Source organism: Mesorhizobium sp. WSM4823 (assembly GCF_055811195.1).
This window is the reverse complement of record NZ_JBVVQL010000003.1, coordinates 21,448-45,276: the sequence shown is the minus strand read 5'-3', so window position 1 is coordinate 45,276 and position 23,829 is coordinate 21,448. Positions and strand designations below refer to the sequence as shown.

The 23,829-nt window shown below is 62.5% G+C and carries 27 protein-coding genes and 1 tRNA gene; 13 read left to right on the top strand and 15 right to left on the bottom strand.

What is annotated here, in order from left to right:
* Nucleotides 1-114: 114 nt before the first annotated feature.
* Nucleotides 115-1,122 (bottom strand): iron ABC transporter substrate-binding protein, encoded by a 1,008-nt coding sequence (locus AC0L26_RS08840; protein WP_473632194.1) that lies wholly within the window; start codon nucleotides 1,120-1,122, stop codon nucleotides 115-117.
* Between the two features lie 208 nt (nucleotides 1,123-1,330).
* On the opposite strand from AC0L26_RS08840, the gene AC0L26_RS08835 reads away from it, so the two are divergent.
* Nucleotides 1,331-1,900, top strand: coding sequence for a sigma-70 family RNA polymerase sigma factor (locus AC0L26_RS08835; protein WP_473632193.1), 570 nt, complete (start codon nucleotides 1,331-1,333; stop codon nucleotides 1,898-1,900).
* Between the two features lies 1 nt (nucleotide 1,901).
* On the top strand, nucleotides 1,902-2,540 hold the full coding sequence (locus tag AC0L26_RS08830) for an NrsF family protein (protein WP_473632192.1): 639 nt from the start codon (nucleotides 1,902-1,904) through the stop codon (nucleotides 2,538-2,540).
* Nucleotides 2,541-2,697: 157 nt separating this feature from the next.
* On the opposite strand, the gene AC0L26_RS08825 is transcribed toward AC0L26_RS08830, so the two are convergent.
* From AC0L26_RS08825 to AC0L26_RS08795, 7 genes are all read right to left on the bottom strand, one after another.
* Nucleotides 2,698-3,576: a 3-hydroxybutyryl-CoA dehydrogenase gene (locus AC0L26_RS08825; protein ID WP_095485986.1), complete on the bottom strand. Its 879-nt coding sequence runs from the start codon at nucleotides 3,574-3,576 to the stop codon at nucleotides 2,698-2,700.
* Between the two features lie 116 nt (nucleotides 3,577-3,692).
* Nucleotides 3,693-4,622 carry an electron transfer flavoprotein subunit alpha/FixB family protein gene (locus AC0L26_RS08820; protein WP_473632191.1) on the bottom strand — a complete coding sequence of 310 codons (930 nt, stop codon included), beginning with the start codon at nucleotides 4,620-4,622 and terminating at the stop codon, nucleotides 3,693-3,695.
* 156 nt (nucleotides 4,623-4,778) lie between these two features.
* On the bottom strand, nucleotides 4,779-5,528 hold the full coding sequence (locus AC0L26_RS08815) for an electron transfer flavoprotein subunit beta/FixA family protein (RefSeq protein WP_126104763.1): 750 nt from the start codon (nucleotides 5,526-5,528) through the stop codon (nucleotides 4,779-4,781).
* A 213-nt stretch (nucleotides 5,529-5,741) separates the two neighbouring features.
* Nucleotides 5,742-6,545, bottom strand: coding sequence for a rhomboid family intramembrane serine protease (locus AC0L26_RS08810; protein WP_473632190.1), 804 nt, complete (start codon nucleotides 6,543-6,545; stop codon nucleotides 5,742-5,744).
* Nucleotides 6,546-6,569: 24 nt separating this feature from the next.
* Nucleotides 6,570-7,151, bottom strand: a complete 582-nt coding sequence (locus tag AC0L26_RS08805; RefSeq protein ID WP_354494243.1) for a cob(I)yrinic acid a,c-diamide adenosyltransferase — start codon at nucleotides 7,149-7,151, stop codon at nucleotides 6,570-6,572.
* 29 nt (nucleotides 7,152-7,180) lie between these two features.
* Nucleotides 7,181-7,372: a twin transmembrane helix small protein gene (locus AC0L26_RS08800; RefSeq protein WP_352937433.1), complete on the bottom strand. Its 192-nt coding sequence runs from the start codon at nucleotides 7,370-7,372 to the stop codon at nucleotides 7,181-7,183.
* A gap of 23 nt (nucleotides 7,373-7,395) precedes the next feature.
* Entirely contained in the window at nucleotides 7,396-8,262 is an 867-nt protein-coding gene (locus AC0L26_RS08795; protein ID WP_473632189.1) for an SDR family oxidoreductase, read from the bottom strand.
* Between the two features lie 57 nt (nucleotides 8,263-8,319).
* Here AC0L26_RS08795 and AC0L26_RS08790 point away from each other — a divergent pair, with 57 nt between their 5' ends.
* Nucleotides 8,320-9,171 carry a YihY/virulence factor BrkB family protein gene (locus AC0L26_RS08790; protein ID WP_352937430.1) on the top strand — a complete coding sequence of 284 codons (852 nt, stop codon included), beginning with the start codon at nucleotides 8,320-8,322 and terminating at the stop codon, nucleotides 9,169-9,171.
* Nucleotides 9,172-9,240: 69 nt separating this feature from the next.
* Here the strand turns inward: AC0L26_RS08790 and AC0L26_RS08785 are convergent, their stop codons facing one another.
* Together AC0L26_RS08785 and gluQRS are read right to left on the bottom strand one after the other, a co-directional pair.
* Complete coding sequence (locus tag AC0L26_RS08785) at nucleotides 9,241-10,116, bottom strand: DMT family transporter (protein ID WP_473632188.1); 876 nt, start codon at nucleotides 10,114-10,116, stop codon at nucleotides 9,241-9,243.
* 143 nt (nucleotides 10,117-10,259) lie between these two features.
* Nucleotides 10,260-11,135, bottom strand: coding sequence for a tRNA glutamyl-Q(34) synthetase GluQRS (gene gluQRS / locus AC0L26_RS08780; RefSeq protein ID WP_473632187.1), 876 nt, complete (start codon nucleotides 11,133-11,135; stop codon nucleotides 10,260-10,262).
* A 92-nt stretch (nucleotides 11,136-11,227) separates the two neighbouring features.
* On the opposite strand from gluQRS, the gene AC0L26_RS08775 reads away from it, so the two are divergent.
* Together AC0L26_RS08775 and AC0L26_RS08770 are read left to right on the top strand one after the other, a co-directional pair.
* Entirely contained in the window at nucleotides 11,228-11,869 is a 642-nt protein-coding gene (locus tag AC0L26_RS08775; RefSeq protein ID WP_473632186.1) for a DNA-3-methyladenine glycosylase family protein, read from the top strand.
* Between the two features lie 129 nt (nucleotides 11,870-11,998).
* Nucleotides 11,999-12,556, top strand: coding sequence for an HNH endonuclease (locus AC0L26_RS08770; protein WP_095485996.1), 558 nt, complete (start codon nucleotides 11,999-12,001; stop codon nucleotides 12,554-12,556).
* Between the two features lie 156 nt (nucleotides 12,557-12,712).
* On the opposite strand, the gene AC0L26_RS08765 is transcribed toward AC0L26_RS08770, so the two are convergent.
* Together AC0L26_RS08765 and AC0L26_RS08760 are read right to left on the bottom strand one after the other, a co-directional pair.
* Complete coding sequence (locus AC0L26_RS08765; RefSeq protein WP_473632185.1) at nucleotides 12,713-13,231, bottom strand: disulfide bond formation protein B; 519 nt, start codon at nucleotides 13,229-13,231, stop codon at nucleotides 12,713-12,715.
* Nucleotides 13,232-13,252: 21 nt separating this feature from the next.
* On the bottom strand, nucleotides 13,253-13,840 hold the full coding sequence (locus AC0L26_RS08760; protein WP_352937423.1) for a YqaA family protein: 588 nt from the start codon (nucleotides 13,838-13,840) through the stop codon (nucleotides 13,253-13,255).
* Between the two features lie 273 nt (nucleotides 13,841-14,113).
* Between AC0L26_RS08760 and AC0L26_RS08755 the strand changes: the two genes are divergently transcribed.
* Nucleotides 14,114-14,198: transfer RNA gene (locus tag AC0L26_RS08755), tRNA-Leu, on the top strand.
* A 211-nt stretch (nucleotides 14,199-14,409) separates the two neighbouring features.
* Here the strand turns inward: AC0L26_RS08755 and AC0L26_RS08750 are convergent.
* Nucleotides 14,410-14,787: a hypothetical protein gene (locus AC0L26_RS08750; protein ID WP_473632184.1), complete on the bottom strand. Its 378-nt coding sequence runs from the start codon at nucleotides 14,785-14,787 to the stop codon at nucleotides 14,410-14,412.
* Nucleotides 14,788-14,812: 25 nt separating this feature from the next.
* Here AC0L26_RS08750 and AC0L26_RS08745 point away from each other — a divergent pair, with 25 nt between their 5' ends.
* From AC0L26_RS08745 to lhgO, 7 genes are all read left to right on the top strand, one after another.
* Nucleotides 14,813-15,931, top strand: coding sequence for an Ldh family oxidoreductase (locus tag AC0L26_RS08745; RefSeq protein ID WP_473632183.1), 1,119 nt, complete (start codon nucleotides 14,813-14,815; stop codon nucleotides 15,929-15,931).
* Nucleotides 15,928-16,605 (top strand): GntR family transcriptional regulator, encoded by a 678-nt coding sequence (locus tag AC0L26_RS08740; protein WP_473632182.1) that lies wholly within the window; start codon nucleotides 15,928-15,930, stop codon nucleotides 16,603-16,605. Before AC0L26_RS08745 ends, AC0L26_RS08740 begins: the two co-directional genes overlap by 4 nt.
* A gap of 25 nt (nucleotides 16,606-16,630) precedes the next feature.
* The gene (locus AC0L26_RS08735) at nucleotides 16,631-17,803 is read left to right on the top strand and encodes a mandelate racemase/muconate lactonizing enzyme family protein (RefSeq protein WP_473632181.1); all 1,173 of its coding nucleotides are present in this window, start codon (nucleotides 16,631-16,633) and stop codon (nucleotides 17,801-17,803) included.
* Between the two features lie 78 nt (nucleotides 17,804-17,881).
* Complete coding sequence (locus AC0L26_RS08730; RefSeq protein ID WP_473632180.1) at nucleotides 17,882-18,859, top strand: tripartite tricarboxylate transporter substrate binding protein; 978 nt, start codon at nucleotides 17,882-17,884, stop codon at nucleotides 18,857-18,859.
* Between the two features lie 57 nt (nucleotides 18,860-18,916).
* Nucleotides 18,917-19,384, top strand: a complete 468-nt coding sequence (locus AC0L26_RS08725) for a tripartite tricarboxylate transporter TctB family protein (RefSeq protein WP_473632179.1) — start codon at nucleotides 18,917-18,919, stop codon at nucleotides 19,382-19,384.
* Between the two features lie 24 nt (nucleotides 19,385-19,408).
* Entirely contained in the window at nucleotides 19,409-20,917 is a 1,509-nt protein-coding gene (locus AC0L26_RS08720; RefSeq protein ID WP_473632178.1) for a tripartite tricarboxylate transporter permease, read from the top strand.
* Nucleotides 20,918-20,931: 14 nt separating this feature from the next.
* Nucleotides 20,932-22,131: an L-2-hydroxyglutarate oxidase gene (lhgO, locus tag AC0L26_RS08715; protein WP_473632177.1), complete on the top strand. Its 1,200-nt coding sequence runs from the start codon at nucleotides 20,932-20,934 to the stop codon at nucleotides 22,129-22,131.
* A 62-nt stretch (nucleotides 22,132-22,193) separates the two neighbouring features.
* Here the strand turns inward: lhgO and AC0L26_RS08710 are convergent, their stop codons facing one another.
* Together AC0L26_RS08710 and AC0L26_RS08705 are read right to left on the bottom strand one after the other, a co-directional pair.
* A complete protein-coding gene (locus AC0L26_RS08710) occupies nucleotides 22,194-23,120 on the bottom strand; it encodes a dihydrodipicolinate synthase family protein (RefSeq protein ID WP_473632176.1) in 927 nt (308 codons plus the stop codon).
* Entirely contained in the window at nucleotides 23,117-23,821 is a 705-nt protein-coding gene (locus AC0L26_RS08705) for a ribonuclease activity regulator RraA (RefSeq protein ID WP_473632175.1), read from the bottom strand. Before AC0L26_RS08705 ends, AC0L26_RS08710 begins: the two co-directional genes overlap by 4 nt.
* Nucleotides 23,822-23,829 lie beyond the last annotated feature (8 nt).

Sequence of the window (23,829 nt, the reverse complement as noted above, 5' to 3'; positions counted from 1 at the left end):
TAAAAACGCAGTCTGTCGTCATGGACGAATGCCATCTCGAAAAACAGAGCGCTCCTGCGGAAAGCGAATTCCCCGCAGGAGCGCAGTCGGTTGCCCTTTTAGGACGAACGCCGACTAAAGCAAGCCGGCTGCCGTCATCAGATCGGTCACCTTCTTGGAGTTCAGCGTCGTCGCATCGACCTTCGGGGCCTGCAGTTCGGCCAGCGGCACCAGCGCCGGATTTGACTCCGCGCCCTTGCCGACCGCGTATTCGAAGGAGTTGCCGGTCTTGAGCACCTCCTGGCCACCCTTGCCGGTCACCCATTTCAGGAAGGCCTGAGCTTCTTTCGGGTGCTTGCTGGAGGCCAGCACGCCACCGCCGGAAACCGAGACGAACGCGCCCGGATCCTGGTTCTTGAAATAGTGGAGCCCGATGTTCTTGCTGTTCTCGCCGGTCTTGGCCTGGTCGCCGTAGTAGTAATAGTGATAGATCACGCCGCCTTCTATCTCGCCGGCATTGACCGCCTTCATCACCGTGCTGTTGCCTTTATAGGCGGTGAAGTTCTCCTTCATCGCCTTCAGCCAGTCGGCTGCTGCGGCCTCACCCTTGAGCTGCACAAGCGCGCTGACGATCGCCTGGAAATCGGCGCCGGAAGGCGAAGCGGCCCAGCGTCCCTTCCAGCTCGGATCGGCGAGATCAAGCAGCGACTTAGGCAACTGCTCGGCGCTCAGCTTGGTTTTGTCATAAACAAAGACGGTGCTGCGCGCAGCGATGCCCACCCACTTGCCGCTGGCCGGCTGATACTCCGGCGGAATCTGCGCCAGCGTGTCGGCATCGACCGGCGCGAACAGGCCTGATGCCTCGACCAGGGCCATAGCCGGCGAATTCTCGGTCAGGAACACGTCGGCCGGCGAGGCGGCGCCTTCGGCGACGATCTGGTTGGAGAAATCGCTGTCGCCGCCGTGGCGAACGGTGACCTTGATGCCGGTTTCCTTGGTGAAACCTTCCACCCAGGCATCGGTCAGGCTCTCATGCTGGGCATTGTAGACGACGATGCCGCCGTCCTGGGCCATCGCCGGGCCGGCGATCAGGCTGATTGCAAGTGCTGTGGCACCGGCAAGGGCGGAAAGAGCATATTTCATGGGCGTCATCCCTCTCGATCGTGATGGTCGTTGATTTAGCACGGCTGCACCTATCAATTCCTGATCGGGGTAGTCAACATTGATGAGCTGCGTAATCGGGCGGCCGGAGGTGAAACCTTCGTGATATTCCCTAGTTTGGCTTGGACATTATTTCGCCGGCCACGTAACAGATCGGCGCGGAGGCGCGAATATCGGGGAGTGAACTCTTGTGACCGGCAAGGACGAGGCCGAGCTTTCCCGGCTGATGCGGGCCGCGATCGCGGGGGATGAAAGGGCTTACGCCGACTTTCTGCGCCGGACGGCCGCTCTGGTTCGAGGGTTTATCAGACGCAAGATCGTTCAGGGCGGGATCGATCCCGAGGACGTCGTGCAGGAAACATTGCTGGCCATTCATGTGAAACGGCATACCTGGCGCCAGGATCTGGCTGTGCTGCCCTGGGTCTACGCCATAGCGCGCTTCAAGCTGATCGACGCCTTCAGGCGGCGCGGCCGGCGCATCGAGATCGAGATCGACGACATCGCCGAAACCTTCGCCGAGCCGGAGACCGAGACGGTCAGCGAGCGCGACATTAATCGGGCCCTGGACGGGCTGCCGCCGGCACAGCGTTCCGTGGTCTCGTCGGTGTCGGTCGAAGGCCGTTCCATCGGCGAGACGGCAGCGAAGTTCGGCATCAGCGAGACGGCGGTGCGCGTGTCGCTGCATCGCGGGCTTGCCGCCATCGCCAAACGGTTCGGGGCCAAACAATTCGAGCGGGCCAAACAGTTCAGGCGGAAATGACATGAGGACCGACGATCTCATCAAAGCGCTCGACGCCGATGCCCGCAGCACCGCGATGCCGCTGGGCTCGGCCTGGTGGATGGCTGCCGGTGCGGCTACCGTGATCGCGGCGGTGGTTTTCTGGCTAACGATCGGCCCACGCACCGACATCGCGACCGCCATGCATACGATGCGCTTCCTCGCCAAGTTCGTCTTCACCACGGCTCTGGCCGTCAGCGCCTTCGCCTTGATCCGCGCCCTGTCCACACCCGGTGCATCGACAAGCAGGGCGGCGGCCTGGATGATTGCGGCACCGCTGCTGGTGGTCGTTGCGGTGGTTCTGGAACTTCTTTCCGTGCCTGCGGCCGACTGGGGCACGCGGCTGGTCGGCCGCAACATGGTTATCTGCCTGGCCTCCATTCCGCTGATCGGCATCGGTCCGCTTGTCGTCTTCATCGCGGTGCTGCGCTATGGTGCGCCGACGCGGCCAATGCTTGCGGGAACAGTGGCGGGCCTGCTCGCCGGTGGGCTGGCGGCAACCTTCTATGCCGCACATTGCTTCGACGACTCGCCGCTTTTCGTCGCCACCTGGTACACGATCGCGATTGCCATCCTCGCCGGACTCGGCGCGCTCGGCGGGCGGCTTTTCGTGCGCTGGTAGCGACGGCCGCGAGTGAAACAATAGGCGCACGGTATGCGCATAGCCTGAAAATCGGATTTCAATTTCACGTAAGCACGATGGCTGGATATCTGGATACCGGGATACGCGGATCCAGAGCTGGAGCCTGCTTTGCGCGTCCGAGTGGGCGCACGCCGCTTCAGCGCGTCGGAACGGGATGTTCGCCGCGATAGTCGTAGAAGCCGCGCCCGGTCTTGCGGCCGAGCCAGCCGGCCTCGACATATTTCACCAGCAGCGGGCAGGGGCGGTATTTCGAATCCGACAGGCCGTCATGCAGCACCTGCATGATCGACAGGCAGGTGTCGAGGCCGATGAAGTCGGCAAGCTGCAGCGGCCCCATCGGATGGTTGGCGCCGAGCCTCATGGCGGTGTCGATCGCGTCGACCGAGCCGACCCCCTCATAGAGCGTATAGATCGCCTCGTTGATCATCGGCAGCAGGATGCGATTGACGATGAAGGCCGGGAAATCCTCCGAGACGGTGATCGTCTTGTCGAGATGGTTCACATAGGCCTTTGCCGCTTCGAAGGTCTGGTCCTCGGTGGCGATGCCGCGCACCAGTTCGACCAGCTTCATCAGTGGAACCGGATTCATGAAATGGATGCCGATGAAACGCTCCGGCCTGTCGGTCTGCGCGGCGAGACGTGTGATCGAGATCGACGACGTGTTGGTCGCCAGGATGGCTTCGGGATTGAGCTGCGGGCAGAGCTGGGCGTAGATCTTGCGCTTGACCGTCTCGTCCTCGGTCGCCGCCTCGATCACCAGATCGGCACCCGCAAGGTCGGCCATGGTGGGCGCTGCCGAAATGCGCGCCATTGCGTCGTTGCGCAGCTTTTCCTCGAGTTTGCCGGAACCGACCTGGCGGGCCATGTTGCCGCTGATCGTGGCGATGCCTTTTTCGATGCGGTCGGGTGAGATGTCGTAGACCAGCACCTTGTAGCCCGCAAGCGCGGACACGTGGGCGATGCCGCCGCCCATCTGGCCCGCGCCGATGATGCCGATCGTCTCGATCTTGCTCATTACACCGATCCCGTCAAAAGGCTTTGCGGCCTGCTTTTTGTGCGGTGCAAACTAAAAGGGCGGGGCAGCTTCGTCTACCCCGCCTCTCACAATTTAATACGCTTTGGCAGATAGCGTCAAAGCGCCTTTTGCAGTTCCGGCAGAATGACGAAGAGGTCGCCGACGAGGCCGTAGTCGGCAACCTGGAAGATCGGCGCTTCCTCGTCCTTGTTGATGGCGACGATGACCTTCGAATCCTTCATGCCGGCGAGGTGCTGGATGGCGCCGGAGATGCCGACGGCGATGTAGAGATCGGGGGCGACCACCTTGCCGGTCTGGCCGACCTGCCAATCGTTCGGCGCGTAGCCGGCATCGACGGCGGCGCGAGAAGCACCGACGGCGGCGCCGAGCTTGTCGGCGACCGGCAGGATGACTTCCTGGAATTTCTCCGAGGAGCCCAGCGCGCGACCGCCCGAGATGATGATCTTGGCCGAAGTCAGCTCCGGTCGGTCGGTTTCGGAAAGTCTGTTCTCGACGAAGCTCGACAGCGCGGGATTGGCAGCTGCCTGAACCGTCTCGACCGGGGCGGAACCACCTTCGGGCGCGGCCTGGAAGGAGGCGGTACGCACGGTGATGACCTTCTTGGCGTCGCCCGACTGCACCGTCTGGATGGCGTTGCCGGCATAGATCGGCCGCTTGAATGTGTCTGATGACACGACTTCGATGATCTCGGACACCTGCGCGACATCGAGCAGGGCTGCCACGCGCGGCGCAACATTCTTGCCCGACGAGGTTGCCGGCGCGATGATCGTGTCATAGGCGCTGGCCATACCGACGACTAGCGCGGCCAGCGGCTCGGCGAGACGCTCGGTGAGCTCGTCGGCTTCGGCGAGCAGTACCTTGCTTACGCCCTTGAGCTTGGCGGCGGCGTCCGCTGCCGGCTTGGCGCCCTTGCCGGCAACCAGCACATGCACGTCCGAGCCGATCTGCAGTGCCGCCGACAGCGCCTTGGCGGTCTGGTCGGAAAGCGTCGCATTGTCGTGTTCGGCAATCAGAAGAATAGCCATTGATGGTTTCCTGACTTTCGTCTTCGAGGCACCTGAAATCCGGTCAGGCCGAGTCGAAAACGGTTGGTTTCGAGAACCGGAGCGGAGCGTACTTCAGTACGTGAGCACCGGAAGCGGAGAAACCGGCCGTTTGCAGGCCGGCCTCATCGGATTTCCTTACAGAACGCCGGCTTCGTTTTTTAGCTTATCGACCAGTTCGGCGACGCTCTTGACCTTGACACCCGCCTTGCGGCCGCTCGGCTCCTCGGTCTTGATGACCTTGAGGCGCGGCTTGACGTCGGCGCCGTAGTCGGCGGGGCTCTTCTCGTCGAGCGGCTTCTTCTTGGCTTTCATGATGTTGGGCAGCGAGGCATAGCGCGGCTGGTTGAGGCGAAGATCCGCGGTGACGATCGCCGGCATCTTCAGCTCCACCGTCTGCAGGCCACCATCGACCTCGCGCGTCACCTTGGCCTTGTCGCCGTCGATAACGACCTTGGAAGCAAAAGTGCCCTGGGCCCAGCCCAGAAGTGCGGCCAGCATCTGGCCGGTCTGGTTGGAATCGTCGTCGATCGCTTGCTTGCCGAGAATGACGAGACCGGGCTTTTCCGCCTCGACCACGCCCTTGAGCACCTTGGCAACACCCAGCGGCTCGGTCTGTTCGTCGGTCTTGACCAGGATGGCGCGGTCGGCGCCCATGGCGAGTGCGGTGCGCAAGGTTTCCTGCGCCTGCTGCGGGCCGATCGAGACAACGATGATCTCCTCGGCCTTGCCGGCCTCCTTCAGCCGGATCGCCTCTTCGACCGCGATCTCGTCGAACGGGTTCATCGCCATCTTGACGTTGGCGAGTTCCACCGCCGAACCGTCAGCTTTCACACGAACCTTCACATTCGCATCCACAACCCGCTTCACGGGCACAAGGATCTTCATTTGCCTGTCACCTCTTTCACGATAGCAACCTCTTCCAACATAAATTGAGCGCGCTATAGCAGCGCGCGCCCCTTCAGAGTTGTCGAAAGCCGACATTCCGGACGGAATTCTGGTCTCCGACCGCCTAGTGTGGGAAAGCTTCCGTAGTTGCGGCGACCCCGCACGTCAATATCTGGGCAGCGCCCAAATCGTCAGCGGCGCACTCAAATCGGTTCAGTCCGGATTGGAGGCGCTTCCCCGTCCCCAGCGCGGCGCCGGCTGCGCAGGCTGCGGGTCGTTTGGCGCCGGGTCTGCGGCAACAGGCACCTCGCCGGCCACCACCAATGCCTCTTCATCAGCGCCGGCAAGCAGTGGTACGGCGCGGTTGCGCAAGATGAGCACCAGCACGGCACCGGCGATGATGCCGCCGACATGGCAGGCCCAGGACACCTGATCCTCGCCACCTGCGGCGAACATCACGATCTGAAACAGGATCCACAGGATGAGCGGGATGAAGGCCGGGATGCGCAGCGGAATGCGGGCGAAGGCCAGAACCCATACTTTCACGCGGGGATAGAGGATCAAATAGGCGGCGACCACGCCGGCAATGGCGCCCGAGGCGCCGATCAGCGGAACCTGCGAATCCCACGCGATCAGGCCCTGGAAGAAGGCGCCGGCGATGGCGCAGAGCAGGTAGAAGACGAGAAAGCGGACGTGGCCAAGCGCGTCTTCGACATTGTCGCCGAACACCCAGAGGAACAGCATGTTGCCGCCAAGGTGAAAAATATCGGCGTGCAGGAAGGAATAGGTGATGTAGCTCAAGCTCTCGGGGATGACGACAAACTGCGGCGCCAGTTCGACGCTGTCGTGGACGACGGACGGAATGTAGCCGAGGCCCAGCACCGCGGCGTTCGCGAAATTTTCGCCGGCAAGCGCGGTGACGAGGTAGATGAGCGTATTGAGCGCGATCAGACCGATCGTGACATATTGCAGCCTGATGTGCCGCAGCTTGTTGGTGTCGTAGAGCGGGATAAACATCGGACCCCTCCCGCCTCGGCGGATTCAGCGGTTCTTGCCGGGAACCCATAGCACGTCGGCGTTTCCATTGTCATTGACCGCGCGTGCGGCAACAAACAGAAAGTCCGATACGCGATTGACGTATCTTATCGCCTCGCGGTTGACAGGCTCGCCTGGGTCCTGCGTCAAAGCCACCATGATGCGCTCGGCCCGCCGTGCCACGGTGCGGGCGAGGTGAAGGGCAGCCGCCGCCGGCGTGCCGCCATTGAGCACGAAGGATTTGAGCGGCTGCAAATCCTTGTTGAGCAGGTCGATGTCCTTTTCGACCCGCTCCGTCTGCGAGGCAATGATCCGCAGCGGTTCGTAGTCGAGCGGCTTGCCGTCGTCCGGCACCGCCAGATCGGCGCCGAGATCGAAAAGATCGTTCTGGATGCGGCCGAGCATCGCGTCGATCACCGGATGTGTGACCGCGGTGTGGATGCGGGCCATGCCGATGCAGGCATTGGCTTCGTCGATCGTGCCATAAGCGTCGATGCGCAGATCGGATTTCAGCCGACGTTCGCCGGTGCCGAGGCCGGTGGTGCCGTCGTCGCCGGTGCGGGTGTAGATCTTGTTGAGCTTGACCACGCTCTGCCTCCCGAAATCGCAGGTCGCCTTTATTTGCGGGTGAACCAGACGGCCAGCATGATCAGCACCAATGCCACGAACTGCAGCAGCACGCGCGTCTGCATCAGCTTGTTCGAGGTCATGCCGGAGCCGCCGCGCATCATGTTGATGAGGCCGCGGATCAGCACGATCACCACGGCGACCATGACCAGGACAGCGAGGACGTTGAAGACGGTTGCCATAGTGTGTTTCCAGTCGATTGCGTTCAGGCGCGTTTGGCAAGCAGGCGGTAGAGCATCGCTGCCGGCAGGATGCGTTTGAGGATCACGCCGATCCTGGCCGGCACCGTTACCACATAATGCGGTCGCGGGCGCCGCGACAGAAGCGCATGGCGCAAGGCCGCATGAACGACCTCCGGTCCCGGCTTCAGCCGTGATGTGCTGCCGCCGGCTCGCAGGCGCTGCAACTGCGCCTCGTAGGCGAGGCGGTGGACGGAATTCTCATGGTCGATATTCCTGAGAAACCACACAAGGCCGTTACTGGCGATCTTCGATGTCACCGGCCCCGGCTCGATCAGCGAGACATGGATGCCGCTGCCCTGGAGTTCCTGACGCATGCACAGCATCAACCCTTCGATCGCGTGCTTGGATGCCGAATAGGCGCCGCGAAAGCGCAGCGGCGCCAGGCCGAGGATCGAGGAGCAGTGGACGAGACGACCGGCGCCCTGGCGGCGCATAACCGGCACGACACGACGGGTGAGGTCATGCCAGCCGAAGACATTAGCCTCGAATTGCTCCCTGAGTGCTGCGACCGGCAGGTCCTCTACGGCGCCGGGCTGTGCATAGGCGCCGTTGTTGAATAGGGCATCGAGCTGTCCGCCCGTGCGCTCCAGCACCGACGCCACCAGCGTCTCGATCGATCCCGCCTCGCGGTAGTCCAGATAGAAGGCTTCGATGCCATCGGCTTCGAGGGCTGCTATATCCGCAGGCTGGCGCGCCGTCGCGAAGACCCGCCAACCTTCCGCCTTCAACGCCCGGGCGCAATAGGCACCTATCCCGGAAGAGGCACCGGTGACGATGATGGTGCGCAACTCTTCTCCGGGAGGAGCCGCGGTTTGACCTAGGCTTGCCATTTGCTGCAATCCCTTCCCATATTCGCGGCGTCGAGACAATCGAAGGGAACGCGGTTCTTGTTGCGGAAGATCGTAGCCCTCAAACGCGTGCTCTATGATGCGCTCGGCCATTTCAACGCGGACGATGGCTGGGCAATGGCCAGTCACCTGGCGATCACGGCGCTGATGGCGCTTTTCCCCTTTCTGATTTTCGCCACGACGCTGGCCAGCTTCTTCGGTGCACAGGCTTTTGCCGACACGGCCGTGCATATCGTCTTCGATACCTGGCCCGAGCAGATCGCCAAGCCGATCGCGCGCGAAGTGCTCAATGTGCTTACCGTGCGGCGCACCGACCTGTTGACTTATGGCGTGCTGCTCGCCGCCTTCTTTGCCTCGAACGGCATCGAGGCGCTGCGCACCTCGCTCAACCGCGCCTACCGCGTCTCCGAAACGCGCGGCATCATCTACCGCCGGGTGCAGAGCATCGTCTTCGTGCTGATTGCCACGGCGGGTTTTCTAATGATCAGCGTGCTTCTGGTCTTCGCGCCCTTACTGGCGCGGCTGGCGGAGGCCAATTTCGAATGGATAAAGCCCTATATGGGAACGATCACTCTGTGGCGTTACACCATTGCCTCCGCCGTCATCGTCGGTGGGCTGTTCGCGGTGCATTACTGGCTGCCGGCGGGCAAGCGCCGCTTCGTCTCGATCATACCGGGCATTATCTTCACGCTGATTGCCTGGCTCATTGGGTCGACCATCTTCGCCGCCTATCTCGACCGTTTCTCGTCGTATGTGACGACCTATGCCGGTCTTGCTTCGATCATGGTCGCGGTCGTCTTCCTCTATATGGTCTCGGCGATCTTCATCCTCGGCGGTGAGCTCAATGCCGCGATCAGCCGCTATCTGGAGGCACGCGCCCGCGTTGGCTGATTCTTAGTGAGCTTGATCTTCTCCGAAAACCGGTTCCCACTTTTTGCTTCGCTGACCTTCGGTTCGGGATCATGCTTTGGCCGGCTGAGCGGTTGCCAGCCCGACGCCGAGCGTCGCGATCGCCATGCCGACGATCTGGACCAGGTTCAACTGCTCGCCGAACAATACCCAGGCGATGACCGCGGTGACGGCCGGGACCAGATAGAACAGCGAAGCGACTTTTGACATCTCGCCGTCGCGGATCATCACCATCAACAGGAAGATGGCGCCGATCGACAGCACCAGCACCAGCCACGCCATGGCAAAGATCAGCTCGCCGTTGACGATGACCGTTCGCGTCTCGAAAGCGAGCGAGGCCAAGACCATGACCGAGGCACCGCCGACATATTGCCATTTGGTGGCCGCGACGAGATCGCCGCCGGAGGCGAAGCGCTTCTGCCAGATCGTGCCGGCGCTCATGCCCAGCACCGAGACAAGCGAGGCGGCAAGCGTCTCAGTCGTCACGCCGCCGCCGAGCGTTCCGAGCTTCGGCCAAAGCACGATGACCACGCCGGCAAGTCCGACGGTGAGACCGGCCCAATGGCGCGGCAGGATGGCCTCGCCGAGAAACCTGCCGGCGAGTACCGCCGTGATCAGCGGCTGCAGCCCGACGATCAGGGCCGAAAGCCCGGCCGGCATGCCCCTGTGAATGGCCCAGAACACGCCGCCGAGATAGACGCCATGCATCAGGATGCCGGCGCCCGTGGCGTGCAGCGCCTCGGCGCGGGTGGCTCTTCTCGAGCCGAGAACGATCATCAGAACGGCCAGCAGGATCGCCGCCAGAACGAAGCGTGCAGCGAGAAAGGTGAAGGGTTCCGCCCACGGCATGGCGTATCGCGCGCCAATGAAGCCGGTCGCCCACAGGACGACGAAGGAGGCGGGGATGAACCGCTTGATGCTGTGCATTTTCCGGAGGCTGCCGCGTGGTCGGTGAAGGGTTGACTGTCGCGACTGCTGTAAAGTGGTTCAACCTGGCAAGCAAAACCAAACGGTTGATCCATACGTCACGCGAATTGAATGCGCGGCGGATCGGCATGTCCCTTCGGAGGTCAGAGCTCGACCAATTTTCTGACATCGGCCGGTGATGCTCCGGCTTCGCGCAACGCGGCGAGGCCGGTATCCCCCAAACTCTTCGACAACTTTCGTCCGTCCGGACCGAGGACGAGACGGTGGTGGAAATAGCTTGGTTGCGGCAGGCCGAGGATGTCCTGGAGCAGCCGCTGCACGCCGGTGGCGGAATAGAGGTCCTGGCCGCGCACCACATGGCTGATGCCTTGCAGCGCGTCGTCGACGACGACGGCGAGATGATAGCTGGTCGGGATTTCACGGCGCGCCACGATCACGTCGCCCCAGTCCTGCGGCCGGGCGTCTACCGTATGTGTCGCGGAAAGCCTCTCATCCGAAAATTCCATCCATGCCAGGTTCTTGCCGACGCGCGCCACCGCAGCGCCGACATCCAGCCGCCAGGCGAAGGGCGCATTCTCCGCAATCCGGCGCCTGCGTTCCCTGGTCGGCAACGCCTTGTCGACGGCGGGATAGAGCGGCACGCCGTCCGGATCGCGCGGCCAGTCGCGCCCGCGCTTTTCGCTGTCGGCAATGAAGGCTCTGATATCACCACGGCTCATGAAGGCCGGGTAGACGAGCTCTTCCCTGATCAGCCGATCGAGCGCCGCCCGGTAGTCGGCGAAATGCTCGGACTGACGGCGCACCGGTTCTTCCCAGCCAAGCCCGAGCCATTTCAGATCGCGAAAAATGCCGGCCTCGAACTCCGGCGTGCAGCGCGTCGTGTCGATATCCTCGATGCGCAGCAACAGGCGCCCGCCCGTTGCCCTCGCCAATTTCTGATTGAGCAGCGCCGAATAGGCGTGACCGAGATGCAGTTCGCCATTCGGGCTCGGCGCGAAGCGGAATGTCAGCAGTGTCATCTCTCAGGTGGCAATCGGATTGTCAGGCGCTTTCGCCAATTGCTACTTTGCGCTGGCTAGCAATTGCCATTTTGCGCTGGGAACAAGCAAGCATGCAACGCATCGCCACCCTCGACGACATCTCGCAAGGGCTGGACGCGCTTTGTCTGCTCGATCCACGCCTCGAAAGGGTGCGCGGTATGGCCGGCGAGGTGCCGCTTCGGCTCTCCGAGCCGGGGTTCAGAAGCCTTGCCTCGATCGTCGTCTCGCAGCAGGTATCCCGCGCCAGCGCCGACGCCATCTTCGGACGGCTGACAAAACTCGTCGATCCCTTGACGCCGCAAGCCATTCTTGCCGCCGACGAAGCCATCTTTCGCGAGGCCGGTCTGTCGCGGCCGAAGCAGCGCGGCCTGATTGCGGTCGCCCAGGCGGTGGTCGATGGCCTCGACCTCGATCATCTCTGCCTGCTCGATGCCGCGGAGGCGATCACAGCCATGACCAAAGTGTCGGGCATCGGCCCGTGGACGGCGGAGGTCTATCTTTTGTTCGCCGCCGGCCACCCCGATGTCTTCCCGGCACGCGACGTTGCCTTGCAGAGCGCGGTCGGCCACGCGCTCGGCATCGACCCGCGCCCGCCCGAGAAAAAGCTGATCCAACTGGCCGAATCATGGAGCCCATGGCGAGGGGTCGCATCGCGGCTTTTTTGGGCCTATTATCGGGAATTGAAGGGCAGGGATGCTGCACCCCCTGCCTAAATCCGCAAAAATCCCTGAAAATCACGCATTTTTGGCGCTTCGTTTGATCGACAAGCCGCTTCACATCCCTGTCATGTCGGGCTTACAGTATCCGCGCCGACCGGTTGTAGAGCCAAGGAGGTCAATGACGTGACGGTTGCCGTATCTCCGGATGGGCTTCCAGCGCTAGTGCTGAACGCGGATTACCGTCCGCTCAGCTATTACCCTCTGTCGCTCTGGTCGTGGCAGGATGCGATCAAGGCGGTGTTCCTCGAGCGGGTGAACATCGTCGCCGAATATGAGCACGCGGTGTCGTCGCCGACCTTCTCGATGAAGCTGCCGAGCGTCGTCAGCCTGAAAGCCTATGTGAAGCCGTCCAGGCATCCGGCCTTCACCCGCTTCAACGTCTTCCTGCGCGACCGTTTCCAATGCCAATATTGCGGCACGCCCGAGGATCTGACCTTCGACCATGTCATTCCCCGCCATCGCGGCGGCGCGACGACGTGGGAGAATGTCGTCGCTGCCTGCTCGCCCTGCAATCTGAGGAAGGGCGGCATGATGCCGGCGCACGCCAAGATGTGGCCGCTGCAGAAGCCGTTTCAGCCGACGGTGCATGACCTGCACAACAATGGCCGTCTGTTCCCGCCCAACCACCTGCATGAAAGCTGGATGGATTATCTATACTGGGATGTCGAACTCGAACCTTGAGATCGTTCGATAATTCGGGAGGCTGGCCGCCTGAAGCGATTTTCTGCGCTTCCGGTGCTCACTGACTTAAATGTCCGCTCCGCTCCGGTTCTCGAAAATCACTTCATACGACTCAGCCTGCCGAATTCTTGAACGATCTCGCGTCGGCTCAGTAGCTCAGTCGCGGGCAAGCGCACCGCGGAAGGCTATGATTGCCAGGACAAGACTGGCGATGGCGTTCCAGCCGGCCAGCGACAGGCCGAGGATGCGCAGCGCCGCCTTGTCGCAGGAGGGCGGCACGAATTTATCGAGCGCGTCGAGCACGCCCTTGCCGCCGGTGTCCACCGGTCCTGCCGCCGCCGCACAGTCGGTCGGCCCCGGCCACCACGCCCATTCGACGCCGGAGTGATAGACGCCAAGATAGACGCCGTAGACCATCAGCAGGCCGCCGACGGCCAGCAGGCTACGGGTAACCCATGCGGGGGCGTGGAGCGCCGACGCAAGCGCCGCCAGCAGCATCAGCGGCACGCCGATATAGTAGGGGATGCGTTGCTCCAGGCAGAGCTTGCACGGGATGTAGCCGCCCAGATACTGGAAGGCCAGCGCCGAGCCGACGGTGGCGGCCATGGCGACGGCGAGGAACAACGCCGTTCGCATGCGCTGGCGTCCAGTGTCGGCATTCACGATTGCTGTCATCGATCTACCGGCCCTTCTCGCTCAAAAGGCGTATTTGACAACGATATAGAGCGAAATCAGGGCGGCGGCAGCGGCGCCAGCAATCAGGCCAAGGCGCTTTTCAATGAACTCGCGGATCGGTTCGCCATAGCGGCGCAGCAGCCAGGCGAGAAAAAGAAAACGGGCGCCGCGCGCCACGACCGCCAGCACGATGAACAGCAGGAGATTGACGCCGATGACGCCGGACAGGATCGTCACCACCTTGATCGGCGGCAGGTGGGCGAGGCCGGAGGTGATCAGCATCAGGATGATGAAGCCGATGCCCGACGAGACGCGCAGCGCCTCGAAGTCGTCATACTTGCCGTAGAATTCGAGGACCGGCTTGGCCACCGCGTCATAGGCATAGTGGCCGATATACCAGCCGGCGATACCGCCCAGAACGGATGCCAGCGTGGCGATCAGCGCGTAGCGATAGGCGCGATCCGGCCGCGACAGCGCCATTGGCAGGTACAGCACGTCGGCCGGCACCAGGAACACCGAGCTTTCGACGAAAGCGATGAAGGCCAGCCACCATTCGGCGGATTTCTTTGCCGCCAGCGACAAGGTCCAGTCGTAAAGTCCGCGAAGCATCGGCACCCCTAAAGTATGTCGCCCAAAAAGCGCAGCGGCTTTGGGACAAGGACATGCACAAACAAAGACCAAAAGCGCGCCACATGAATCTCTCCAGACGCGACGCGCTTTTACGCGCCGCTTGTCTAGAAAGAATTTTCGCGCCGCACAATGGCCGCTGCTTCACGAAATCGAAAGGCTGGGGTGGAGCGAAGGCCTTATGCCGGGAATTGGCCAGTTGACGAACAGGCCTCCAACCGTATAGTCCGCGCCCATCCAGGCCGCCCGGCCTGAGCCCCTATGGCGGAATTGGTAGACGCGCTCGACTCAAAATCGAGTTCCGCAAGGAGTGCTGGTTCGATCCCGGCTAGGGGCACCACCCTGTTTTCAGGCACTGATTTTACTCGGTTTTTCGGCTGTTTTTGCCCCACTTTCTTCAACCGCCTGTTCCGGTGGGACAATTTCGTCCATTTTTTGTTCCGCCGCGAAGAGCAGTTTATGGGCGGCGCGGCCGGCGATCGGCTTGCGCCTGGCCTTCTTGGTGTAGTGAGTCGACTGTGTCTTGGTGACCCGGCCCTAGATCGCAATCATCAAACGGCGAAACCTTCTATCGCGGCATCGGCATCCGCACCGAATGACAAAGCGAAGGCGGCGACCATGGCCATGGTCATGGGGAGGACGAGCGGTGAAATTACCGAAAGAGATCGCGCTGTTTTTCCAATCCAGATGCGAAAGAACGGATCATGGCTGCGAGTCCACTCTCTAGCCGAGCCAGGCTTCCAAGGTTGCCGTTGAGCCCGCTCGAGGTCGGTTGTCTTGCATCCAAACGGGGCATTCACGGACGCATCAACGTCATTGTCATCCGCCCTTCTGGAACCAAGAAAAACTATCGTTTGAATCAATTGAAGCTGACATTGTTTTTCGATCGGTCGAATCCTTATTCTGATCGTCGGACGGCTGTCGATCATGGGGCAGCCTTCCCGGGAGGTCAGGATGAGGCATGATTTCGAGACGCACCGCCGTCAGGCGATGAGCATTTTCCGCGCCTGGGGCATGCCTGCGGAGAAGGCGGAGAAATCGGCGGACGTGCTGGCCTGGGCCGATCTCCATGGCCTCGAAAGCCACGGCATCGCGCTGTTGGTCGAATACAACGAACGACGGCAGACGCGGCCGATCAACTTCCAGTCGAAGCCTGCAATCGTGCAGGAGACGGCGGTCAGCGCTCTGCTCGACGGGGACGGCGGCCTCGGCCACGATCCCGCCATACAGGCGATGGAAACCGCGATCGCCAAGGCAAGGGCAGCCGGCGTCGGCGTGGTGTCGGTCCGCAATTCCGGTCATTTCGGCGCGCTGGGCTACTTCACCACCAAGGCCACCGATCACGATCTGATTGGCATCGCCGCCACCAGCGTATTCGGCATTCGGGTTCCGCCGACCGGCGGCGCGGCGGCGCGCTTCGGCACCGACCCGTGGTCCTTCGCCGCCCCCGCCGAGCCCGGCCGCCCCTTCGTGCTCGACATGGCCACGACGACCGTGGCGTCCGGCAAGGTCCGGAACAAGATCGTCGAAGGCCAACTCATGCCGTCGGGCTGGGGCATGGACGGGAAGGGCGTGCCGACGCTCGACCCGAAAGCAGTGATGGAGGGAGGCTTCCTGTCGCCGCTGGGCGGCGCGGCGGAGAGCGCCGGCTACAAGGGTTACGGGCTGGCTGTGATGGTCAATATCCTCGCCTCGTGCCTGTCCGGCTCCACACTGATCACCGATCCCAACCATTCGAAACAGCCATGGGGCCTCGATGTCGGTCACTTCTTCATGGCCATCAACCCCGCCTTGTTCCGTCCGATTGCAGACTTCCGCGCCGACGTTGCCCGCTTCTGCGACGATCTGCGCGCAACACCCCCCGTGGACCCGCTAAAACCTGTCCAGGTGGCCGGCGACCCGGAGCGCAAGGTCCGCGCCGAGCGTGAGAAGACAGGCATTCCCATCGGGCCCGGCCTGCATCGCCGTCTCCATCGGATAGCCCAGGAATCCGGTGCTGACTGGGTGCTTGCGCCTGCTTCTGTCGACAGTTTACAGTTGACAGGCGACAGCGAACCGAGGGCGAAGACGTGACATTTGCAGCAAGACCGATCGAACGATCCGAAAGCCTGAGCGCTCGCGTCTACAGCGAAATAGAACGGATGATCCTCACGGGGGACATACAGCCCGGCAGCAGGATCAACGAGGCGGTGCTTGCCGGGCAGATGGCCGTGAGCCGAGCGCCGGTGCGCGAGGCGACGCGGGCACTTGTCGAGGCGGGCCTTCTCGTCTCTATTCCGGCGCGCGGCGTCTTCGTCCGCGAAATGTCCCACCGCGAGATTGCCGAAAACTACGACGTGCGCTCGTTGCTCACCGGGCTGATGTGCGCGCGGGCAGCGGAACGGCGTACCGAAGCCGAAGCGGCAAAGCTCAAGCGCCTGATAGCCGACATGGATGCGGCGATCGCCGCCGGCAGGATCGTGCGCTACTACGAGATCAACCTTGCGTTCCACGAACTGATCGGCCGTATCGCCGATCATTCCTGTGCGCGCCGCGTCTACAACGATCTGATCCGGGAAACTCACGTCCTGCGGCGCTCGCTTTCATCGCCGGAGCAGACCAATCTGGAGCATCGCAGCATCGCCGACGCGATTGAGCGCGGCGACGTCGAGCTCGCTCGGCAGCGTGGGCTCGATCACGTCCTCAACGGCAAGGCACGCTGGAAGGCATCCATTGAAAATGCGGCGGCCACCGTGGCCGCCATATGACCCATTTGTCCCAAGGAGATCTCACTTGAAAATTGCAAACATCACCGCCAGCCTGCATCGCCATGAGATCGATTTGCCTGGCATTGGCGAATCCATCGAATCTCGCATGTTCGTCTTTGTCGAGGTCGAGACCGACACGGGCCTCAAGGGGCTCGGCTGCACCGGCCAGTTCCTGCCCTGGTCGACCATGCCCTGCATCGAGGATCATATCTTTCCGTTGATCAAGGGCATGGATGTCTTTCACACCGAGGCTATCCATTCCAAAGTATGGAAGCAGCTCAACAACCGCGCCTATACCGGTGTTATTTCCAACGCTCTCTCGGCAATCGACATCGCGCTGTGGGACCTCCAGGGCAAGATTGTCGGCAAGTCGGTCTCGGAGCTGCTGGGCGGCTATTCCCGCGAAGCCTATACTTATGCGACGTTTGGCTACCCGTTTTTCGACGAGCAGCAGATCGCCGACTATGCCAAGAAGTTTCTGGCCGACGGGCATACCATGCTGAAGATGGTCGTCGGCGGCGAGCCGACGCGTACCTGGAAGGACGACGTGCGTCGCGTCTATGCCGCGCGCGAGGCGATCGGCCCCGATGTCGACCTCATGATCGACGCCAACTGCTACTTCAACCCGCATGACGCCTTCATGCTGGCGAAGGCCGTGGAAGACGCGAACCTGAAATGGTTCGAGGAACCGATCGAGCAAAACGACGCGCGTGCGCTTGCCGACCTGCGCAGCCGCGTCAAGATTCCGATCGCCGCCGGCCAGATGGAAGGCAACCGCTGGCGGTTCCGCGAACTCGTCGTCCACCACGCGGTGGACGTGCTGCAGCCGAACGTCCTCTACAATGGCGGCTACACCGAGGCGCTCAAAGTGGCGCACCTCGCCCAGGCCTTCAATCTGCCGATGGCCAATGGCGGCGGCTGGCCGATTTTCAACATGCACATTCTGGCGGGCGTGATGAATGGCGGCCCGGTCGAATTCCACTACGGCATGTGGATGACCGGAAAACATTTCTTCAACGGCACGCCCGACCCCGTGAACGGCAAGATGACAATTCCGGATGCGCCGGGCCTTGGCTTCACGCCGAATTACGAAGCGCTGAAGGATGCTCGGGTCAAGGACCCCAAAGGCAGCCAGTTCACCGGTCGTGATGCGCACGGCTACCTGTTGCGTGAAACCATCGAAAAGAAGAACGCCTGACAATCGCAGCCCCGGGACCCCAAAAATGGTTCGATCGGTTCCGGTGCTGTTCCAAGTTCTAACTGGGAGGAAATGACTATGACCTACGGACTCTCGAACTTCGTCAACCGTGGCCGCGTCGTCGGCCTCGGTTTGCTCACAGCTGCGGCCATCGCGGTCAGCGCCGCGGCAGCGGAGTATCCGGACAAGGACATCAAAATGATAATCCCGTTCGGCGCCGGCGGTGGCAGCGATACGCTCGCCCGCACCATCGCCGGCGTGATCGAGGAGATGAAGCTGATCCCTGTGAAGATCCTGCCTGAGAACCGTACAGGCGGCTCGGGCGCGGTCGGCTACAGTGCAGTCGCCAAGGAAAAGGGTGATCCCTATCATCTGGCGACCGTCAGCGTCAGCTTTTTCACAACGCCACTGCTGGGTGGCTCGCCGGTGAGCTACAAGGACTTCACTCCACTCGCTGCGATCGCGCAGTCGCCATACATCATGGTTGTTCCTACCTCCAGCGAATACCAGAAGCTTGACGATCTGAAGAAGACGCCGCGCTTCACCACCGGTACGACGGGCGTCGTCTCCGACGCGGCACTGCTGGCCAAGATGACGTCCAACGCGCTCGGCATCCAGATTGACTCCGTGCCGTTCGACGGTGAGGGCGAGGTGATGGCGGCGCTGCTTGGCGGACATGTAAACGTCGGCTTTCTCAACCCATCCGAAGCGATGGCGCAGATGAAGGCCGGCAAGCTGCGGCCACTCGCGATCACGTCGGCCGAGCGTTCGCCGGCCTTCCCTGACATCCCGACCTTCAAGGAACTCGGCTACGGCGACATTTTGCACACCCAGCTTCGCGGACTGGTCATGCCTGCGGATGTTCCACCGGAAGTCGTAGCCTACTGGGAGGGCGTCCTGCAAAAGGTTGCTACCAGCGAGCAGTGGAAGAAGCAGTATATCGACCGCTTCCACGACATCCCGGACTATGTTGACGCGGAAGGCTTCAAGCAAGTGCTCGAGCGCACCAACGCGCGCTATGAGACGATGATGAAGGAACTCGGCATCATCAAATAGTCAGGTTCTCCGGAGCCACCCGACGGGTGGCTCCCATCCGTCGCGAGGAGGAAAGCGATGAGCGTTCAACGGCTCGACCTATTGGTCGCCGCACTGCTGATAATCTTCGGTCTCTGGCTGATCTACACAGGCATCGGTTATGGCCTGATGCAGGGCACCACGCCCGGGGCCGGTCTGTTCCCCATCATCATCGGTTCGTCGATCGCTTTGCTCAGCGCAGTAAATCTATACCGAGCGCTTGGCGGGGTTGAGAAGCTTGGCCCGGGCATATCGGGCCGCGAGGCGGCAAAAGCTGGGGTCGTGATCGCGGCGCTGCTCATCGCCGTCTGGCTGACCCCGTATCTCGGCATGATGATCGCCACCATGCTGGCTATGGCGGCGATCGGCCTGGCTCTGCGGACCGAACCGGGGCCAGTTTTCTTTGTCAAGCTTGCGGCGGTGTCGGTGATCACGCCGATCGTCCTTCTGCTGCTGTTCGAAAATCTCCTGGGCGTGCCGACCCCCAGGGGACCGCTCGGCTTCTAATCGGCCACCAGGAGAGGTACCGCGATGGAAACGCTTGCGCTGCTGTGGGACGGAATTCTCGCCGCCACCGATCCGGCAATCTTCGCCTGCACCATACTGGGCGCTGTGGTCGGCTTGCTGATCGGTGCGCTCCCTGGCCTCGGACCGACCGCCGGCGTTGCGATCATGCTGCCGGTGGCGGCAGGCTTCGGCGGCGTCGCGGCAATCGCGTGCCTCGGTGGTGTCTACTATGGCTCGATGTTCGGCGGCGCCATCACGTCGATCCTGCTCGGCATTCCCGGCGACGCGCCTTCCGTGATGACGGTCATCGATGGCTATCCCATGGCCCAGAAGGGCGAGGCCGGGCGGGCGCTGGGGACGAGCGTCTTCGCCTCTTTCGTCGGCGGTCTTCTCGGCATAGCCGGGCTGGTGGCTCTTTCGGTTCCGGTATCGCGCTATGCACTCGCCTTTGGCCCGACCGAGATGACGGCGATGATGTGTTTTGCGCTTTCGCTGCTCAGCGTGTTGGGCGGCCGCAACGCCTTCAAGGGTTTCGTCGCGTTGGCGCTGGGCTTGTGGCTGGGCATGGTGGGACTCGATCCCATTTCCGCCTTGCCGCGCTATACCGGCGGGTCGATGAACCTGTTCGATGGGCTCGACTTCTCCATCGTCGCTGTCGGCCTGTTCGGGCTTACCGCGATCTTCACCTCCCTGGAGGCGAATGTGGACAAGCCGGTTGCCAAATACACTTTCGCCTCGCTGTTGCCGAGGCTGAGCGATGCCGTTCAGACACGCTGGCAACTGCTGCAAGGGTCGGTGCTCGGCTTCTTCGTGGGCGTCCTCCCCGGCGTCGGCGCCTCGGCAGCGACCATGCTCTCTTACGCACTCGCCAAGCGCCTATCGCCGACGCCCGAAAAATATGGCACCGGCATCGTCGAGGGCGTGGCAGCGCCGGAGGCGGCCAACAATTCAGCGTCCTACGGCGCGATGATTCCGCTGTTCACGCTTGGCATCCCGGGCTCGGCGACCACGGCGGTGATGATGGGCGGGTTGATCATGATCGGCCTGCAGCCGGGCCCGCTGCTGTTCACCGAGAATCCGCAGTTTGTCTGGTCGGTGTTTGGCTCTTTCGCCATCGGCAACCTTGCACTTGTGTTCTTGACGCTGTTGCTGACTCCGCTGCTGGCGGCGGCGCTTTTCGTTCCGACGGCCTATCTCTATCCAGTCGTCATTGCGATCGTCGTCTACGGTGTCTTCGCCATCGACAATTCGACGTTCAACGTGATGCTGACCATCCTGGCAGGCGGCGCCGGGATCGTCCTTGCCAGGCTCGATTATCCAGCCGTGCCGCTGATCCTCGGCCTGGTGTTGGGGCCGCTGCTGGAGCGCAACATCCGCCGCACGCTGATCCAGTCGCAGGGCGACTTGCTCGTCTTCATTGAGCGGCCCATTGCCCTGGGCCTGTTCATCGCCACGGTTCTCGTGCTCTCGATCCCACTCTTCCTCAAGCTGACCGGGCGCAAGAAGATCGCCGCGGACGAGGCTGAGGTCTGATAGGACTGCGGTATATGACATTTCAATATTGCATCGTTGGCGGCGGCATCGTCGGGCTTGCCACCGCCTCCGATATCCTGGCCCGCGATCCGGCGGCTCGCATCCTGGTCCTCGAAAAGGAGGCCGGTTTCGGCGAACACCAGACCGGCCACAACAGCGGTGTCATCCATGCCGGCGTCTACTACGCCCCCGGCTCCTTGAAGGCGAAGCTCTGCCGCGAGGGAGCCGAGGCCACGAAGGCTTTCGCGCGCGCCAAAAAGATTCCGTTCGAGGTGTGCGGGAAGCTGCTTGTCGCGACCAGCCCGCTCGAGGTGGAGCGCATGGAGGCGCTGAAGGGCCGCGCCACCGAGAACGGCATCGGCTTCGAGGAGGTAAGCGCGGCGCGTCTGCGTGAGATCGAGCCAAACATCGCTGGCCTAGGCGCATTGCTCGTGCCGTCGACCGGCATTATCAGCTACAAGCTGATCTGCGACGCTCTGGCCGAGGGTCTCAAGGCGAATGGTGCCAAGCTGATGACCGGCACCCGCGTCAAAGGCATCTCTGAAGACGACACTGGCGTGGTGGTGACCACCGATCGTGGCGAAACGATCCGCGCCGAGCAGCTTGTTGCCTGCGCCGGGCTGCAGTCGGATCGCCTGGCGAGGCTTGCTGGGCTAAATCCCACCCACCAGATCGTGCCGTTCCGTGGCGAATATTACACATTGCCCGACGCGAAATCGACGATCGTCAAGCACTTGATCTACCCGATCCCTGATCCGGATCTGCCTTTCCTCGGCATCCACCTGACGCGCATGATCGACGGACGGGTGACGGTCGGGCCCAACGCCGTGCTGGGCTTCCATCGCGAAGGCTACAAAAAGGGCAGCGTTAACCTGCGCGACATCGCCCAGATGCTTGCTTTCGGCGGCTTCTGGAAGATGTCCCGCAAGAACCTCACGTCAGGTATCGACGAGTTCCGCAACTCGATTTTCCGCCGCGGGTATCTAGAGCAGTGCCGCAAATACTGCCCCTCGCTCGAGCTCTCGGACCTCGGTGAACCGGGCGCCGGCATCCGCGCCCAGGCGGTCCTTGCCGACGGCACGCTGGTGCACGATTTCCTATTCCTCGACAGCCCGCGCCAATTGCACGTCTGTAACGCGCCGTCGCCGGCGGCGACGTCCGCTATGCCGATCGCGAAGATGATCGTCGACCGGATCGAGGAGCGGTCACAATGATGCCGGCCTGATGCGATGCCCTGCCCACACACGCCCCTCGGCGGCCGCACGACAGGCATCCCTCACAACCTTGCTCGCGGGTCCTTTCGGCCCAGACGTTCCAGCAGATAGTCGACTTCGGACCGTCCGGTCGGCGTCAGCGATGAACGCGGGCTGCGCTGCACGTCGGAAGTTATGGCGCCGCGCTGCATCAGCACGTATTTGCGCACCGCGAGGCCAATCCCCTGTTGCTGCTCGAAACGGATCAACGGCAGGTGGGCATCGAAAAGATCGTGCGCTGCGTCGCGCTCGCCTTCGCGGTGCAGCCGATCGAGTTCGACCAGCATGTCCGGAAAGGCATAGCCCGTCATCGCGCCATCCGAACCGCGTTCCGGCTCGAAATCGAGGAACAGTCCGCCATTGGCCGTCAGGATCGAGAATTTCCGCAGGTCGCCTGCGGCTTGGAGCTTGCGGATCGCCGAGATTTTCTCAAGTCCCGGCCAGTCCTCTGCCTTCAGCATGACGCAGGACGGATGTTCCTTCATTATGCGCGAGATCATCGGCACCGACAGGACCACCGACAGCGTCAACGGGTAATCCTGCAGGGTCCAGGGCACGTCCGGACCGATTGCTTCCACGCAGTGATGGAAATAGGCGGCAATCTGCTCGTCGCTGCGCAGGTGCGAGGCTGGGGCCAGCATCACGCCGGCTGCGCCGGCGTCCGTCACCTCGCGCGCTAGCCTGCGCATGGCGGCAAAGCTCGGATTGGATACTCCAACCACGACAGGGACACGCGAGCGCGCGATCACGCGCCTTGCGATTGTCAGCGATTCCTCGGGCTCCAGTTTCTGGGCTTCGCCCAGAATGCCGAGGATCGTCATGCCGGTGGCGCCGGCATCCTGGTAGAATTCCGTCAGCCGGTCGACGGAGTCGTAGTCGACCGACATGTCCGCATTGAACGGTGTCGCCGCGATCGGGTAGACGCCCTTGGCATCGACGCCGAAGGTCATGTCTTCTTCGCGAAAGCGGCATAGCGCGCCTTCGTCTCCTCGTTCATCGGATAGAGACCGGGCAGCGGCACGCCGCGACCGACCTCGGTCATGATCCAGGCTTCCATCGTCTCCTGCTCCGGCGCTTCGGCCAGCACCTGGTCGAGAAATGCCGCGGGGATCAATACCGCGCCGTCATCATCCACCACCACGATATCGTCAGGAAAGATCGCCACGCCGCCGCATGCGATCGGCTCCTGCCAGCCGACGAAGGTGAGACCGGCCACTGAAGGCGGCGCGGAAATGCCGTTGCACCATACGTTGAGGCCGGTACCGAGCACGCCCGCGGCGTCGCGCATCGCGCCGTCGGTGATCAATGCGGCGACATTGCGTCTGGCCATGCGCGCGCAGAGGATATCACCGAAAATACCGGCGTCGAGCACGCCCATTGCGTCAGCCACCGCCACGCAGCCTTCGGGCATCGCCTCGATCGCCGCACGGGTCGAAATAGGCGAGGCCCAGCTTGCCGGGGTGGCGAGGTCTTCGCGCGCCGGCACGAAGCGCAAAGTGAAGGCCGGCCCCACCACGCGCGGCTGGCCTGGACGGATAGGCTTGGTTCCACGCATCCAAACGTTGCGCAGGCCCTTCTTCAGGAGGACCGTGGTGAGGGTCGCGGTGGAGACGCCCTGCAGGGTCTCTACGACTTTCGGATCGAGGGTCATCGGGGTCT